The sequence below is a fragment of the Pseudofrankia saprophytica genome, from assembly GCF_000235425.2.
GTDB classification, from domain to species: Bacteria; Actinomycetota; Actinomycetes; order Frankiales; family Frankiaceae; genus Pseudofrankia; species Pseudofrankia saprophytica.
Map to the genome: position 1 here is coordinate 5,881,582 of NZ_KI912266.1, position 16,651 is coordinate 5,898,232.

Consider the following 16,651-nt stretch of genomic DNA (forward strand, 5'->3'; position numbering starts at 1 on the left):
GCCCGGGCGCGGCTGGCGGTCCGCGGCCCGGCCGACGTGCTCGCCCTCGACGCCCGCCAGGTGGTACGCGCCTACCCGGCGCCCGGCTCGCTCGGCGTGGACCCGAACTACCTGGCACACGTCGAGTTCGACCGGCCGGACCTGCCGTGGCTGTTCACCCCGTTCGCCCCCGCGGCCGGTGGCATCGGGCTCGCGCCGTGGCTCGCGCTCGTGGTCCTCGCGGACGGGTGCTACGAGGCCCAGGCCGGCCGGCCGGGGTTCCCGCCGGTGGTGCGGGCCCGCTGCTCGGAGCTGCAGCCGCTGGACAAGGGGTGGGCGTTCGCGCACGCGCAGGTGCTCGGCCCGCGCGGCGACGACGCGTCGGTGGCCCGGCGGCTGACCGACGAGTACCGGCTCACGAACCTGTCCCGGCTGCTGTGCCCTCGCCGGTTGCTGCCCGGCCGCGGCTACCTGGCCTGCGTCGTGCCCGCGTTCGACGCCGGCCGGCGGGCCGCGCTCGGCGAGCCGGGCGAGACGGGCTGGACCCTCGGCCCGGCCTGGACCCGCCGCCCCGGCGACGCCGACACCCAGGTCGACCTGCCGGTGCTGTACTCGTGGTCGTTCGCGACCGGCCTGGAGGGCGACTTCGAGGCGCTGGCCGCCCGGCTCGTGCCCCGCCCGGCCACCTGGCCGCTGGACCGCCGGGTCGACATGTCCGCGCCGTGGCCCGGCGCCGCCATCGACACCGGCCGGGTGCAGCTGGTCGCGGGGCCGCTGGTGGCGCCCTGGCCACCGGACGCCGCGCCACCCGGCTGGTCGGCGCGGGTCACCGAGGAGCTGCGGGCCAGGCTGAACGAGGCCGCCGACCGCGCCGACCGCGAGCCGGCGCCCGGTGCGGTCCCGGTCGTCGGGCCGCCGCTGTACGGCGGCGTGCACGCCGGCCGCAGGCGGGTGCCGGCCGGTACAGCGGACGACTGGTTCAGCCAGCTGAACCTGCGGCCGGGCGACCGGATCGCCGCCGGCCTCGGCGGCCAGGTCGTGCGCCGCGACCAGGAGACGCTGATGCAGGCCGCCTGGACGCAGCTGGGCGACCTGGAGGGCGTCAACGCGCTCCTGCGCGGCGCCCAGGTGGCGCAGGCCGCCGGCGCGTCGCTGTACCGCCGGCACGTCACTCCGCTGCCGCCGGGCGACCTGGTACAGCTCACCCGGCCCGTCCACGGTGTCGTCACCGCCAGGGACACCGCCGGGCCCGCCGTCGCCCAGCCCCCGACCGTGACCGAGGACCTGGCCCGCTCCACCACCGCCGAGGCGGCTGCCACCCCGGCGTTCCGCCGGCTCGCGGGCCGCTACGGTGTCCGCCCCGCCGGCCCCACCAGTCCGGCCGGCCCTGCCAGCCCTGGCGCCTACCTGACCGGCCCTGGCGGCGCTCTGGCCGACTTCCGGCGCCGGTACGACGACAGCTGGATGAGCCGGATGCCCCTGCGGGCCGCGGCGGCGGTCAGCCCGGCCGCGGTCGAGCAGGCCACCGGCCAGCCCGGCGCGGGTGCCGGGACCGTCTTCGAGCTCGCGAGACAGCTCGCCACCGTCGACACGCTCGCCGACGCGATGACCAAGGCCGTCCAGCACGCGCCCGTACTGCCGGAGGTCATGTTCGTCTTCCCGCTGGAGCAGTGGGTGGCCGAGCGCAACCTGAAGGCCGTGCAGGCCGCCGTGCCCGCCGACCCGGCCGCCGAGCACGACCGGGCCACGGCGTTGCTCGCCCCGCTCGCGGCGATCGCCAAGTCCGCCGATCCGGCGACCGCGCGGGCCGCGGCGAACGACCTGCTGCCGCTGGCGGACGCCGTCGACCGGGGGCCGGCCCCGGCGGCGCTCGCCGCCGCGGCGCGCGAGAGCCTCGACAAGCGGACCCTTGTCCAGGCCGTGACGACGAACGGCGGCGACCTGCTCGGCACCCTGGGCGTGGCCGAGGTGGCGGAGGTGGCCAAGGTCAGCGCCGATCCCCCGCTGCTGGTCGCGGCCATCCGTGAGGACCAGGCCGCGCTCGCCCAGGCCGCCCAGGACACCCTGGACCTGCACGCCTTCGAGGTGGCCGCCGCGGCGCTCGTTGAGCCGCCCGTCAAGATCATCGTGGTCGGGACGGAGGGTCCCACGACGTCCGGCGAGGTCGTGGTGATCGACACGGCGACGCCCGGGGTGGACGCAGGAGCGCCCACCCCCCCGACCGGCGAGGTCACGACGACCAGCTCCACCCTGGCAGCGGAGTCCCCGGCTGCCGAGCCGGCCGGATACCTCGGGGCCGAGGCGGGCGAGCCGGACGCCGCCCAGCCTGTCGCCTTCGACGACGGCGGCGACATCGATCTCGGCGGGATCGACCTGGGCGGCGGTGGGATCGACGTCGGCGGTGGCGGGATCGACGTCGGCGGTGGCGGGATCGACGTCGGCGGTGGCGGGATCGACGGGGGCGTGGTCCTGATCCCGGTCATCGACCCGGCCCAGGTGCTCGACCAGCTCGACCTGCCGGCCGAGCAGCTCGCGGGGCTGGCCGGCGGCAACCCGGACGAGGCGGTGCTCGCCAAGCTCGCCATCGGCTGCCTCGACGAGAGCCAGCTCGTCAACGCCGCGCGGGAGTTCCTGCCCGACGACATCCTCGCCGGCCTGCTGGGCGGCGGTTTCAGCGTCCCCGGCGCCGAGCGGCTGGCCAACGGCTGCTTCGAGGAGCCCGACCTCTTCCCCGACCCGATCGTCGAGGCGGTGCTGGCCTGGCTCGCCCGCAAGCAGCTGCCCCCGGACGACGTGCCGGACCTGTGCGGCCTGGACACCGACATGCAGTTCTTCATCAACAACTACCTGCACGTCCACCAGCCGCTGCCGACCATCCAGCCGCCGCAGGAGGCCGTCGACCGGCTGCGCCGGCTCTACGGCCAGCTGGTCGCGCAGACCTGGCCGGCCACCCCGCCGCGGCCGGCGGCCACCGTCGACGTGCCCCATCTACTGGCCCAGCTCAACCCGGCGGTCACCGTCCCGGCACAGGTCCGCGACCGGGTCGGCGAGCCGCCCGAGTGGCTGCCGGACGGCTGGCTCGACAGCTCCCAGGTGCGCCCGCTGGTGGCGGCGCCGGTGTTCACCCGGCCGATGTACCAGGCGCTGCTCGACGCGGACCCGTCCTGGCTGCTGCCCGGCTTCGACAGCGTCGCCGAGCCGGACCTGGTGACCGTGGTCGCCGCCAACCCGCGGTTCGTCGAGGCCTTCCTGGTCGGCCTCAACCACGAGATGTCCCGCGAGCTGCTGTGGCGCGGCTATCCGTCCGACCCGCGCGGTACCAACTTCCGCAGGTTCTGGTCGGGCGAGGCCGACGAGCTGGCGGCGCCGGTGCACGCCCTGGGCGGCGGGCCGCTCGGCTCGCACCTGGGCGCCGCGCACGCCCGGATGCTCGTCCTGGTCGTGCGCGGCGAGCTGGTCCGCCGCCACCCGGAGCTGCTGGTCATGGCGCTGCGCTCGGACAGCCTCGACGCCGCCGGCCGGCCGGTGTTCGGTGGGCACGGCGCCGTCGCGCCGATCGTGTTCACCGAGCACCGCGCGCCCGACATCCTGCTCGTCGGCTTCGAGCTGGCCGCCGCCGACGTGTCCGCCGTCGGCACCGGCCCGACGCGGTGGTGGTTCGTGCTGGCCGAGCACCCGTCGGCCCCCCGCTTCGGCCTGGACGTCTACAGCGGCAACCCCCACCCCGCCGACCGCGACGCGCTGGCCTGGAACCACTTCACCCTCACTGGCCAGACCCCGGCGGGCGACGGGTTCCTCGACCCGGTGCCCACCGCCGGCCCGGCGTCGCTCGGCTGGGGAAAGGCCGCCAGCGACACCGCGCACCTGCTGCTGCAGGACCCGGTCCGCGCGGTGTTCGACGCCTGGGACCTCATCCGCCCCACGTTGGCGAAGGGCTGAGCGCCGTGCCGAGTTCACCGACCGCTCCCGGCCGCCGGCCGCTCGTGCTGCTGCCCGTGCGGCTCGAGACCCGGTACAGCGCTGACGGCACCCGGCTGCGCGTGCGCGTCTACCCCGACGACGTGCACGTCGACCAGCTCGACCGCCCGCTCGACCAGGCCGAGGAGGATGCCGGCGCCGACTACTGGCGCAAGCTGTGGCGGGGCGTGCCCGTGGCCGAGGCGCGCGCCGGCCTGCGCGGCGCGGTCCGCCCGGACAGGGCCTCCTGGGTCGCCACCGCCATGACCCCGGCGAACCCGTTCGCCCGCCCCCACCCGCCCGCGCCGACGCCCGAGCCGCTGTTCCTGGTGGCGGCGGGCATCCCGTCCTCGCCCCCGGTGGCCCGCGGCCTGCCCGACCGTTTCACCGGCCGGCTCTTCCAGGCCGGCGAGCTCGTCGCCACCGGCGAGGGCGGGCCGGTGCGCCGGCCGCTGGTCCTGGGCCCGAGCCGCGGTGGGGCGCTCACCGCCGCGGCCGGCCTCACCGTCGGCGCCGGCGCGGAATGGGTGGTCGACTTCGACGCGGCCGTCGCCGCCGGGATGGCGTTCACCATCCCACTCGGCGGGCACACCGGCCCGTTCCGGCTGCTGGTCTACGGCGTGCGCGACGGCGACGGGACGACCGAGCTGACGGAGCTGCTCACCGCCCACCGGCACACCGGCGGCGTGGAGCTGCTGGCGCCGGGGACGCCGACCAACAACACCGAACGCGACCGGTCGGCGTGGCACCGGCGCACCGTGCCCACGCCGCCGGACGGCACGCAGGCGCCGCCGGAGCCCGACGCGGACGGGCCGCTGCTGGCCGCCGCGCTGGGCATCGGCGCGGATGCCCTGGCCGGCGTCGACGGCGCGGACCAGACCGACCAGCGGCTCGCCTCCGCCGCCCACGTCGCGCTGTGGCCGGGCACCTGGGACACCTACCTCGACGCCCTCGTCCAGGCGACGCCCACGGGCCTGACCATGGGCGAGGCCACCCGCGCCCAGCTGCGCGCCACCTTCGAGGAGGTGGTACGCGGGCGCGGGCCGCTGCCGGCGCTGCGGATCGGCCGGCAGCCCTACGGCGTGCTGCCGGTGGTCGACACCGGCGGGCCGACGCCGGTCGCCGGCCCGATGCCCCGGCTGGAGCCGACCCTGGCCAGGGCCCGCGGCCTGCTGCTCGCCGGCTCCGACGCGCCGACGGCCGCCAGCAGCCTGCTCGACGTGCTCGGCACCGCGCCGACGATGATCGGGACCCGGATGCGCGCCGGCCTGCCCGACCTGGACGCGCTGCTGGACGCCCTGACGTTCTACGACCCGCTGGGCGACGACCGACCCAAGTACAACAACGAGGTCGTCATGCGCGACATCCTCGCCAAGGACTTCGGGCTGGACTTCGGCCGGCTGGGCTACATCAGCTTCGGCAGCCTCACCCGCCCGCTGCTGCTCCCGCTCGTCGCCGACGGCGACGCCGTCGACACCGGCGCCGACGGTGACGACCGCTACGGCGACCGGGAGTTCGTCCGCCGGATGCTGGCCGGCGAGCACCGCACGATCTCGACCGTGCTGCAGGCGCTGCTGGAGATGAGCCTGGAGGCGCAGCGCCGCCACCAGCGCTTCGCCACTGGCGGGGACCAGCCGCTCTCGGCGGCCGGCGTCGACGCGATCCTGGGCTTCCGGATCGACCAGCTGCTCGCCGGCCGGGACCCGACGCTGGGCACCGCCGTCCGCCAGGCGCTCGCGTCGCCCAGCCCCGACGCGCTGCGCCGGGCCGCGGCGGCGCTCGGTGACTCGTTCGGCCCGGCGGACGCGAGCACGCTGGCCTCCTACCAGCCGCTCGCCGGGCTGCGCACGTCGCTGCTGCAGGTCGCCGACGCGCGGGAAAGCGAGACGCTGCTCGGCAAGGCGTTGGGGGTCTCGTTCCTGGTCGGCTACGACCAGTCGCGGTTCGCCCAGGCGGCCCAGGAGCTGGCCGACGCCCCGCTGGAGCAGCGCCGCCTCGCCGTCGCCGAGGCGCTCGACTGCTGCTCCCACCGGCTGGACGCCTGGCTCACGTCGCTGGCCACCACCCGGCTGCGCGGCGTGCGCGCCACCGACCCCTCCGGGCTGACGCTCGGCGCGTACGGCTGGGTCGACGACCTGCCTGGCCCCGGCGCTCCCCGCCCGCCGCGCGGCGGGTACATCCACGCGCCGAGCCTGGCCCAGGCGACCACGGCCGGCGTGCTGCGCAGCGCGAGCCTCGCGCACCAGGGCCAGGCGTACGACCTGGACCTGTCCAGCGGCAGCATCCGCACGGCGACGTGGATCCTCGACGGCGTGCGCGCCGGCCAGCCGCTGGGCGCGGTCCTGGGCTACCGGGTCGAGCGGGCGCTCCAGGAGGGTGGCCTGGCCCGGTTCGTCCCGACGCTGCGCAACCTCGCCCCGCTGGCCGCCGGCGCCCAGACCGGCGGCGGCGCGCCGGACGGGATCACCCGCGCCGGCATCCTCGACGGCGTGGCGCTGCTCGGCGTACCTCGCGCGCAGGTGCACACCGCGCTCGCCCGCCGCCCGGACAATCCGTTCCTTGCCGGGCCGTGGACCGTCAGCACGGACGAGACCGACGACGTCGACGCGGTCCTCGACGACGCCGCGGCCGCCTACGACGCGGTCGCGGACCTGTTGCTGGCCGAGAGCGTGCACCAGCTGGTCACCGGCGGCACCGCCCGGGCGGCGGCCACCCTGGACGCGGCCGGCGCGGGCGCACTGCCCCCGCCGGAGCCGGAGTTCACGCGCACCCCGACGACCGGCGTACCGATCACCCATCGCGACATCGTCCTGCTGCTCGCCGGCGCCGGCGACCTACCGCCCGCGGCGGGCTGGGTGTCGCGGACCCCGCGGGCGTCGGCCGAGCCCCGGCTGGAACGCTGGCTGCGCGCGCGGCTGGGGCCGGCGGCCGGCGTCCCGGTCGCCGGGGCGGTCACCCTCGACCAGCTGGGTGTCTCTGCCTCCGACCTGGTGTACGCCTGCGGCGACGACGCGTCGCTGGCCCGGCTGCTCACGGCGGCGGCACCCGCGGGAACCGCCGGGACGATCACCGCGACGGTCACCGGCGGCGCGCTGGCCCCACCGATGCGGCGGCTGGTCCAGCATGCCCGGGCGCTGCGCCAGCTGCTGGCGGCGGCGCGCCTGCTCGCCCCGGCCGATCTGGCTGCCTCAGGTTCCGAGCCCACGCACACCGTCGACGTGCAGGACGTGCGCCCGCGGGTCGAGGCGGCGATCGCGGCGCTGGCCACCGCCGCGAACGGTGACGCCGCCGCGCTGGTGTGGTTCGGCATCGATCCGGCAGGCGCCGACGTCGCCAAGGCCACCGCCCGCCAGCGCGTCGAGAAGGCCAGGGCAGCGACGGCGGCCGCGACGCCGGACTGGGCCGCGGCAGCGGCGGCGGTCTTCGGCGACGAGTTCCGGCTGCTGCCCCGGATGTCACCGGTGAATGCCGCGGCGGGCGACCCGTTCGTGCGCCGGCTCGGGCGCGTCGAGGCGCCGCGGTCCCGGCTCGCGCGCTTCCTGCGCGACGCGGCCAGCGTGCGCCCGTCCGTCGCGCGGCACACCGAGACGCTGCTGCACCTCGACGCCTCGCCCGCGACCGCGGCCGCCTACCGGCTCTCCGTCGGCCAGTTCGGCGGCGCGGCCGCCGGGCAGCCGCGCACCGCGGACGCCACGTTCTGGCTGAGCCTGGAGTTCGGCGCCGGCCGCCCGCCTCCGGACGCGCCGGCGACCTGCGTCGTCGTCGACGTCGGCGACGGCCTGGTTCTCGGTGCGGCCAGCGGGGCGCCGGCCGCACCGGTGACCGGCCTGGTCGTCGACGAGTGGGTGGAGGTCGTGCCGCGCGGCGGGCCGGCCGGCCAGCGCCTGGCCAGCGGGGTCGCCGTCCACGCCGACGCGCCCGACGCCCGGCCGCCACAGGCGATCCTCATCGCGGTCTCCCCGGACGACGCTCACACGGCCGCCGACCGGCTCGACGCAACCCTGTCCCAGACCCTCGACCTGGCGAAGCTGCGGGCCACCACGCTGGAGTTCAGCGCCTGGCTGGGCCGGGTCCTGCCCGCGATGCTGTTCGCCAGCTTCTCGCTGCGCAACGAGCGGGTGCTGGACCTCCAGGCGCTGGCGGAGCGCGAGCTCGACGTCCCCGCGCCGTTCGTCGAGGACATATAGTGCCGCTCCCGCAAGCGTTCCCACCCACCACGCGCACACCATCGCAGCCAAAGATCTGTCAGACGGTGCGCGTCGCCGGCGACGCGCACCGTCTGACAGATCTTCTGGACGTCGTCCTGGTGGGAGTGGACGTCGCCATTGGCGGCCGCGGTGGCAGCCTGCTGGCGCCTCGCCGTGCCGACGCCGTCGGCTTCGCGGGTGCGTCGAGCTGATCCCTGTTCGCGGCGGAACACCGGACAGAAACCCGAGATACCGGAGAGAGGCGGGGCTGTGGACGAGTGCGACGGCGCGCGGGTGCGCCCCGTGCCGGACGAGTTCAAGGAGGTCTTCCTCAGCGACTCGCCCTCCTGGGTCCGACTGGAGCCGCAGTCGGTGTCCGGCGACCCGAGCCCCGGCATCGAGGCACGGGTCCACGACCCGGCGTGGCTGCTGGCCCGGCAGTGGCAGCTCGGCGAGTTCCGCGGCGAGGACTCCGGCAGCCCGGTGTCGGTCATGGCAAGCTGGACGTCCATCCCGGTCGACGGCTGGCGCCCAGGCACCGGCGCCGGCACCGCCGCCGCCGCCACCAGTCCCGCGGGCGGTGGCGCGCCGATGCGCCCGCTCGGCCCGGGGGACCTCCTCGAAGCGGCCGTGGAGAGCGAGCCTCACCGCCCGCCGGGCCTGCGCGCGCGGTTCGACGCGGGCGCCCAGTTCCTGGCCGACCTGGCCGAGGCCGGGTTCGGCGCGGCCAGCCTCACCGCCGCGGTACTCGCCGCCTGCCGGATGCCCGACCCGCCCGCCGACCCGTTCGACCCCGGCGCGTCAGTACTGATGGACGTGTTCGCCGACCGGGTCCCCGACGGGGAGCGGATCGCGGCGGCGCTGGCGGCGCCCACCCCGCCGCCGTGGCTGCCTGCGGCGGCAGCGGCCACGGCCGCCGCGTGGCTACGCTGGTATCGCGGCGGCGACGAGCCCGGCTGCTGGATGCCGGCCCGGCTGGAGTACGCCTTCGACCTGTCCGCCGGCCCGCACCGGCTGACGGCGCCCGCGTTCCCCGGCGGCCGGCCCGACTGGTACCACCTCGGCCACGTCTCCACCGCGCCCGGCGGCACCCCGTCCGCCACCAGCACACCCGCGAAGCCGGTGTGGGCGACCCCGCTGACGTTCCCCGGTCAGCCGGTCGACCGCTACTGGGAGTTCGAGGACGCCCAGGTCAACGTCGGCGCGCTGGAGGCGGCGCCGCACGACCTGGCCCGCCTCGCCCTGGCCGAGTTCGCGCTGGTCCACAGCCAGGACTGGCTCGTCGTCCCGCTGGACGTGCCGCGCGGCGCGCTCACGATCATCGACCGGCTGAGCTACACGACGACCTTCGGCGAGACGATCGTGGTGCCCCGCGCCGACGAACGCGGCCGGTTCCAGCTGTTCGAGGTCGACGCTCTGCCCGGCCTGCTCGTCCCGCCGGCCGGCCCGGCCGTCCTCGAAGGCCCGGCCCTGGAGGAGGTCGGTTACCTGCGCGACGAGGCCGCGAACCTGGCCTGGGCGGTCGAGCGGGTCGTGACCGGCCCCAGCGGCCAGCCGCGCCGCCGCACGGACGAGCCACCGCCGCCGGCGCCGACGCCGGGTACCGAGCCTGGCGCCGAGCTGGACTACCTGCTGGCCACCACCGTGCCCGGCAACTGGGTCCCACTGGTGCCCACCCGCCGCGCCGACGCCACGATCGAGCTACGCAAGGGCGAGCTGTCCGGATCGTCCGCAAAGCCACTCGGCGTCCTGCTCGCGCCGGGCCAGCCGCTGGCGATCTTCGATGAGGAGGTCCCCCGCGAGGGCGTCACCGTGCGCCGGGTCCCCGTGCTCGCCCGCCGCGCCGACGGCCGCTACGCCCGCTGGATCGCCCGCCGGGTGACCACCGGCCGCGGCGAGGGCACCAGCGGCCTCACCTTCGACACCGCGACCCCCCGTAGGCCTTGAACGCCCGCCGGCGTCGGCCGGCGAGCCCTCCTTTCGGCCGAACGGATCAAACGCCGGCCCGCCGCCGGCGGCCTAATCAACGAATACGAACCAGCCGCCTGGAACCGCAGATCAACCCCGATGGCCGAGTTCTGGCACCCAACAGGCGCGGGGTCGCGTGCCGCAGCCCGCCCAGAATCAGCCCGATTCAGCCTGGGCGCCGCATGATCAGCTCACGACGACGGGGATTTAGGTAGCTTATTTCACGAGCGCGGACCTGGGTCAGGCCGGCGATGGTAACGGTCCCGATGCAGTCCGCTCGGCGAGCGATTTGCCCCCTGAGCTTGGCCTGTAGCGTGCCAAAACTCGATCTGGGGGCGTGACCTGCGGTTTCGCTGCCCGGTCAAGCGGCGCGGTGGTACTCGTTGATGACGCCGCCCAGGACCTTGCGGCGACGGATCGGCCCGTGGAGCGGTGTGACCGGGTCGTGGTTCGGTGGGCGCTGGTCTCGTCCTTGATGAGGACGATGATCGTTGAAGTGGCGGGCGTACTCGCCGAGCACGGCGGTGGCGTGGCGCTCACCGTAGAGAAGGAGCCGGTCAGTGCACTCCTGGCGGACCGAGCGGATGAACCGCTCGGCGTAGCAGTTCGCCCGCGGTGTCCGCGGCGGAGTCCGCAGGACCTGGATGCCTTCGGAGTCGAAGACGTCGTCGAACGCCTTCGTGTATTTCGCGTCCCGGTCGCGGATCAGGAACCGGAACGCGTCGAGCCGCCCCTCCAGGTCCATGACCAGGTGGCGTGCCTGCTGGGTGACCCAGGCTCCGGTCGGGTGAGCGGTCACGCCGAGGATGTGGACACGACGGGTCTGGATCTCCATCACGAACAGTGCGTACAGCCGGCGCAGCGTGATCGTGTCCAGGTGGAGGAAATCCGTGGCCAGCAGGCCGCTGGCCTGGCCCTTGAGGAAGGTACGCCAGGTGGTGTCGGCATGGCGGCGAGGCGCTGGGCCGAGGCCTGCGCGGGCGAGGATTCGACGGATGGTGCCCGTGCCGATCCGGTGACCGAGGCCGAGGAGTTCTCCTTGGATACGGTGGTGCCCCCAGGTGGGGTTGTCTCTGGCCACGCGGATCACCAGCGTTCGCAGTTCCTCGTCCACCGGCGGGCGGCCGACCCGGTGCGGGTAGGTCCACCGTCGTCTGGCCAGGCGACGGTGCCAGGCCAGCAACGTCGCCGGGGTCACCAGCCGGCAGGACCGGACCTCCCGGGGCGACAGCCGGGCCAGCGCGGCCAGGACCGCACGGTCGGGCCAGGTGAACCGAGGCTGGCCGACCTGGCGACGCAGCACGGCTACCTCGTGGCGCAGCACGAGCAGCTCCGCCGTCCTTGCCGCATCGCTACGGGTGAGCAGGACGAGCCAGCCGAACACTCGCACCATGACCAAGTACACCAGCCGCAGCCCCATGAGGACGATCATGCGCCACGGGGCCGAGCGACGAACCCGCAGGTCAGCAACCCGAAATCGAGTTCTGGCACGCTACAGGGTCCGCCGCCCGTTCGGCCCCGGCTGTTCGTAGGTAACGGAGCTCTCTCAGTCGGGGTGCGCGAAGGCCGACTCGAGCGGCGGCAGTGTGGCGCGGGCGTCGTGGCCGGCGAACCACAGCCCCATGACGAAAGCTGTCATCGCCTCGACGTATTGGGCCCGGTCGAGGCCACCCGCGTCGACCGGATGACATCCCAGGTCTCTGACCAGCTTCCCGACCGTCGCGAGCGCATCCGGATCGTCGCCGCACAACGGCACCGTCAGCGGTCTCGCGTCATAGGAGCGCTCACCTCCGCGCCAGATCTCGGCGGCGAGCATGCTGAACGCCTTGACCACGCGCGCGTCGACCGCGACCTTTGCGACCCGTTCGGCGACCGTGCACATGGCGAGGGTGAACGAGTTCGGCGCCGCGGTGAACGCATCGGCGGCGAAAGCGTTCGTACAGTCGATCAGAGGACGGCGGGCGAACGCGCCGTCGGCCGCTCCGGCGGCAGTCAGCGCATCCGTCGCCGCTTCGCCGGGCACCGCGAGCAGGATCACCTCGCCGAAGGCGGCCGCTTCACGCAGGTTCCCGGCCGCCGCCCGTCCGCCGAGGCGCGCGGCGAGTGTGGCAGCACGCTGTGGTGAGCGAGCCGTGACAAGTACCTCGTGCCCGGCCTCCGTCCAGCCGGCACCAAGCGCCTCGGCCATCGCGCCGGCGCCGATCGTGGCAATTCGCACAGCATCTCCCTCGGGGCTGTCATCTCTGTCGTTCTGGCGAAACGCGGGATCACGGGTCGCCAGAACGACGCTAGGAAAGCCGATACGCACCTTCGGGTGCCTGTCGGTCGATGAGACTGAACGACATGCGTTCCGAGTCGGCCGCCTCCGAACACGTTCGCCTCCCGCCCGCCGAGTTCCCGCCGTACGGGGACTTCGCCGCGGACTGCCCGGCACGGGTGGCCCTAGACCTGTTCGTCAGCCGCTGGACCGCGGTCGTCGTCTACGCCTTGCGCGACGGCCCGAAGCGTCCGAGCCTGTTGCAGGCCGAGATCGGCGAGATCAGCCACAAGGTGCTCACCGACACGTTGCGCCGCCTCGAACGGGTCGGACTGATTCGCCGCCACCGGTACGCCGAGGCCCCGCCACGAGTCGAGTACGAACTGACCGAGCCGGGCGTCGACCTGCTCGAACCGATCTGCGCGCTCGGCCGCTGGGCCTTCCGACACGCCGACACGGTCGTCGCCGCCTCACTCCGCGACGACGAGTTCGAATGACGACGCCTCACCGCGAGGCCTGAACACGGCACGACAACCAGCACACGCGATGGACGATCACGCGGCGCCGCGGAGCTGCCGGTCTCGACGACCCCGGCGTGAACCTCTGCACCCAGCGGTAGATCGTCACGTGGTCGACGTCGATGCCGCGTTCGGACAGCAGCTCCTCGACGTCGCGGTAGGAGAGCCCGTAGCGCAGGTACCACCGCACCGCCAGCACGATCACCTCCGGCGGAAACCGGAAGCCGGCGAACTCGGAGTCCGCAACCACGGGACGGACACGCCGACGATGCACTACTCGATCATGCCTGACCGGGCGGCTCGACCGCTGGGCCCGGCCATGCATTAGTGCCCAGCGAACTCCCAGAACGATGACCTCCGGTGGGAACCGGAAGCCGGCGAACTCCGCGACCGGGACCGGCGGACGAGGACGGCAGCGAGCCACCATCCGATCATGCCTGGCCGCCGGTCCCGACCACCGCATCCGCGAACGCAACAGACATCAGCGGGCGGGGCAGAGAGCGAACATGTCCAGCAGCGCAATGTTGTAGAGAACGGCTTGGTCGGCTGTCGAGTTACCTAGGTTATAGCGCTGTCCCATGGAAGGCGTGACTATCTTCCAGCTGGCGGCCATATCCGAGCAGTCAGACTCGCCGTCGCGGAGGATCTGCGCGTCGGTCTTTCCGTCGGCGACCTCGGGAAACTCTTGGCGAAACTGGCTGACATACGCGGAGGTGTCGTCCGGGTCGCCGGTCCCAGCTGTCGGGCTCGCTGGCACGTACGTCGTGACGGATGAAGGTGTCGGACTCGCGGCGGAGGTGGCGACCGGTGTGTCCGCGGGTCTGCATGCCGCCAACGCCGTGATGGCCACGCCGAAGAGGATGAGTCGCCGATACATGATTTTTCCTTTCCGCGCCGTTCGCTGCGCGGACGCATGGTCTCGACAGCCGACTGGCATGTAATGCGGGCAGAGGGCCCGGCAGAGAACCGGTGCTGGGATTTCGGCTCGGAGGTCCGGTTGTTGTGTACGAGACGATCCTGTCTCGCTGAGGCCTATCCGACGTCCTGTATGTGCCGACAATCCCGGCTACCGCGCCCGTGGTACTCCAAGCCGGCTCAGCCGTAGCCGATGGCAGCGCCGGGATCCGGTGACGGAGACCGTTGGCAGGTGACGTTGGTTTCGTCGCGGAGCCGGGCCGCCGACCGTTGCGCACGGGTCGCGCGGCCCAGGCATCGGCGTCCCGTTCGGCCCATCAGGGGCCGCCACCGGATGCGAGGAGGGCGCATGCGAAGAGGTTGGAGCGAGCCAGCCGGAGCAGGCGGTGGGTCGGTGTACTGCGCTGGTGGTACGGGGGGATGACATCGCCTGGCGGATGTGCCGGGCTGGCTTCCGCGGGACCGTGAACTGCCAGATTTGAGCTCTTGGGAGGCAGTTCCGTGTCTGTTCTTGCCCGGTGGTGTGCTCGCCATCGTCTTGTCGTTGTGGGGGGGTGGGCTGGGATTCTCGTCGTCTTGGTCGGCCTGGTCGTCGGGATGGGATCCAACTTCAAGACCGTCGCTGACCTGCCGAACAGTGAGTCGGCCCATGCTTATGCGCTGCTGGGCACGTCGGCCGGCTCGACCGAGGTCGGCCGGATCGTCTGGCACACCTCCGGGCAGGCGGTGGATGCGGCCGAGGTGCGCAGCGAGGTCGCCGGCATGCTGACGAACGTTGCGGCGCTACCTGGTGTCAAGGCCGTTCAGAGCCCCTACGCGCCCGGCGGCGGCGGGCAGCTCAACGCGGGCCAGAACACCGCCTACGCGCTCGTCACCGCGACCGACGACGTCAAGCTGGACCAGGTCGAGAAGGCCGCACAGTCGATCGACGGCAGCCGGCTGCGGGTCGAGATCGGTGGGCAGGCGTTCGCGCCGCAAACCAAGTCGGGTGGAATCGCGGAGATCGTCGGCATTCTGGCGGCGCTGGCGGTTCTGCTGCTGATGTTCCGATCGGTGTGGGCGGCGGCGCTGCCGATCGTGACCGGCGTGGCTGGGGTCGTCGTCTCGCTGCTGCTCGTCATGGTCGGTTCGCACGTCGTCGACCTGTCGAGCGACTCGATCACGATGGGGTCGCTGATCGGTCTGGGCGTGGGTATCGACTACGCGCTGTTCATCGTGAACCGGTACCGCAAGGCTGTCATGGGCGGAGCGTCGGTCACCGAGGCGATCGTGCAGGCCGTGACCACCTCCGGCCGAGCCGTGATCTTCGCCGGTCTGACGGTGATCGCCGCTTTGCTGGCGATATTCGTCGTCGGCATGGGCGTGCTTACCGGGATGGGCCAGGCGGCGGCGGTCACCGTGTTGTTCACCGTGCTGGCGGCGATCACCCTGCTGCCCGCGCTGCTGTCCGTCCTCGGTCTGCGTGTGCTGTCCAAGCGCCAGCGCCGCCTGCTGCTGGCCGGTGAGACCTCGGAGGTGTTGTCCGGGACGAGCACCGAGGCCGGCCTACGCCGTACCCCGGCCGGCCGGTGGGCCCGACTGGTGACCCGCATGCCGGTGCCGATGGCCGCACTCGCCCTGATTCTGCTGGCCGCGCTGGCGGTCCCGGTGCTGTCGATGCGGGTCGGCGAGGCCGATGCCAGCAGCGACCCGACCGGCTCGGCCTCGCGCCAGTACTACGAACTCATGAGCCCCGCGTTCGGCGCCGGCATCGACGCCACTCTCCTTCTGGTCGCCGAGACTCCTGACGCCAGGTCCACCCAGGCGCTGGACGCGCTGGCCAACGAACTGCGCTCGGTGCCGGACGTCGCCGCCGTCTCGGCCCCCACCCCTGCCCGTGCGGGGCTCGAGGTCATCCAGGTCACCCCGACGAGCAGCGCCGGGGCCAAGGCGACCGTCGACCTGGTCGGCCACCTTCGCACCGACGTGATCCCGGCCGCCGCGAACGGCAGCGACCTCCAGGTGCACGTCGGCGGCAAGACGGCCACCGACATCGACATCGCGCACGCGCTGATGAGCAAGCTGCCCCTTTACCTGGGCCTGGTCGCCGTGCTCGGGTTCCTGCTGCTGGCGTTGGCGTTCCGCAGCCTGCTGCTGCCGTTGGTCGGCGCCCTGAGCAACCTCACGACGATCGTCGTCGGCCTCGGCGCGATCACTGCGATCTTCCAGTGGGGCTGGGCCAGCAACCTGCTCGGCGTCGGGGACGGCGCGCCGATCTCCTACATCGTCCCCATCATGATCGTCGGCGTGATGTTCGGCCTCTCGATGGACTACCAGGTGTTCCTGGTCAGCCGCATGCACGAGGAGTGGACCCACACCCGCGACAACACCCGGGCGATCCGCGTGGGCCTCGGCGAGACCGCCAAGGTCATCGGAACCGCCGCCCTGATCATGCTGTGCGTCTTCTCCTCGTTCGGATTCAGCGGCCAGCGGATCGTGGCCTGCATCGGCATCGGCTTGGCGCTCGCGGTCATCGTGGACGCCTTCGTGGTCCGCATGGTGCTCATTCCGGCCCTCATGCGGATGATCGACGCGCGGGTGTGGGCCTACCCCCGATGGGCCGACCGCATCACCCCCCACCTGTCCGTCGAGGGAGCCGGACCCCAGGAGCAGGCGGACACCGACTCCGCACGGGTCCTCGCCGAGGCCTCATGACCGAAATGGATCGACCCGCTCAGCGGAAGTGCGGGCGTTCGCGGCAGCGGCTGTCGCTCCGTCGGAGCCTTCCCTGAGCGGTGTCGAAGCTGCGGCGTCCGAGCTGATCCATCTCGCTCGGAGTCCGGGCTGCACCAGGCGTCGCGGCCAACCCGTGGATCCGAGGGCGTCGCTGT

At 73.7% G+C, this 16,651-nt stretch carries 8 protein-coding genes and 1 pseudogene; 5 read left to right on the forward strand and 4 right to left on the reverse strand.

The genetic code is table 11. The features are described from left to right. The 3 genes from FRCN3DRAFT_RS0224875 to FRCN3DRAFT_RS0224890 all read left to right on the forward strand — a co-directional run. On the forward strand, nt 1-3,918 hold a 3,918-nt coding region (locus FRCN3DRAFT_RS0224875), incomplete at its 5' end, for a hypothetical protein (RefSeq protein ID WP_007515006.1). 5 nt (nt 3,919-3,923) lie between these two features. Continuing rightward, nucleotides 3,924-8,123 carry a hypothetical protein gene (locus tag FRCN3DRAFT_RS0224880; protein ID WP_007515007.1) on the forward strand — a complete coding sequence of 1,400 codons (4,200 nt, stop codon included), beginning with the start codon at nt 3,924-3,926 and terminating at the stop codon, nt 8,121-8,123. 270 nt (nt 8,124-8,393) lie between these two features. Beyond that, nucleotides 8,394-10,070: a hypothetical protein gene (locus tag FRCN3DRAFT_RS0224890; protein ID WP_007515009.1), complete on the forward strand. Its 1,677-nt coding sequence runs from the start codon at nt 8,394-8,396 to the stop codon at nt 10,068-10,070. A 382-nt stretch (nt 10,071-10,452) separates the two neighbouring features. Here FRCN3DRAFT_RS0224890 and FRCN3DRAFT_RS0224895 read toward each other — a convergent pair whose 3' ends face one another. Continuing rightward, the gene (locus tag FRCN3DRAFT_RS0224895; RefSeq protein ID WP_027140903.1) at nt 10,453-11,511 is read right to left on the reverse strand and encodes an integrase core domain-containing protein; all 1,059 of its coding nucleotides are present in this window, start codon (nt 11,509-11,511) and stop codon (nt 10,453-10,455) included. Between the two features lie 126 nt (nt 11,512-11,637). After that, complete coding sequence (locus FRCN3DRAFT_RS0224900) at nt 11,638-12,309, reverse strand: NADPH-dependent F420 reductase (RefSeq protein WP_007515011.1); 672 nt, start codon at nt 12,307-12,309, stop codon at nt 11,638-11,640. Nucleotides 12,310-12,434: 125 nt separating this feature from the next. Between FRCN3DRAFT_RS0224900 and FRCN3DRAFT_RS46125 the strand changes: the two genes are divergently transcribed. Beyond that, nucleotides 12,435-12,845, forward strand: a complete 411-nt coding sequence (locus FRCN3DRAFT_RS46125) for a winged helix-turn-helix transcriptional regulator (RefSeq protein WP_007515012.1) — start codon at nt 12,435-12,437, stop codon at nt 12,843-12,845. 94 nt (nt 12,846-12,939) lie between these two features. Here the strand turns inward: FRCN3DRAFT_RS46125 and FRCN3DRAFT_RS46130 are convergent. Further along, nucleotides 12,940-13,140, reverse strand: a pseudogene (locus FRCN3DRAFT_RS46130) (IS6 family transposase); the annotation flags it as partial. Nucleotides 13,141-13,347: 207 nt separating this feature from the next. After that, nucleotides 13,348-13,743, reverse strand: a complete 396-nt coding sequence (locus FRCN3DRAFT_RS0224915) for a hypothetical protein (protein WP_007515014.1) — start codon at nt 13,741-13,743, stop codon at nt 13,348-13,350. Nucleotides 13,744-14,378: 635 nt separating this feature from the next. Here FRCN3DRAFT_RS0224915 and FRCN3DRAFT_RS0224920 point away from each other — a divergent pair. Beyond that, a complete protein-coding gene (locus tag FRCN3DRAFT_RS0224920; RefSeq protein ID WP_232794134.1) occupies nt 14,379-16,475 on the forward strand; it encodes an MMPL family transporter in 2,097 nt (698 codons plus the stop codon). The last annotated feature ends 176 nt before the right edge of the window (nt 16,476-16,651 follow it).

What these genes read in the sequence shown, in the direction of transcription:
- FRCN3DRAFT_RS0224895 (WP_027140903.1), bottom strand. Translation starts at nt 11,511, where the DNA reads ATGGGGCTGCGGCTGGTGTACTTGGTCATGGTGCGAGTGTTCGGCTGG.
- FRCN3DRAFT_RS46125 (WP_007515012.1), top strand. Translation starts at nt 12,435, where the DNA reads ATGCGTTCCGAGTCGGCCGCCTCCGAACACGTTCGCCTCCCGCCCGCC.
- FRCN3DRAFT_RS0224915 (WP_007515014.1), bottom strand. Translation starts at nt 13,743, where the DNA reads ATGTATCGGCGACTCATCCTCTTCGGCGTGGCCATCACGGCGTTGGCG.
- FRCN3DRAFT_RS0224920 (WP_232794134.1), top strand. Translation starts at nt 14,379, where the DNA reads ATGGGATCCAACTTCAAGACCGTCGCTGACCTGCCGAACAGTGAGTCG.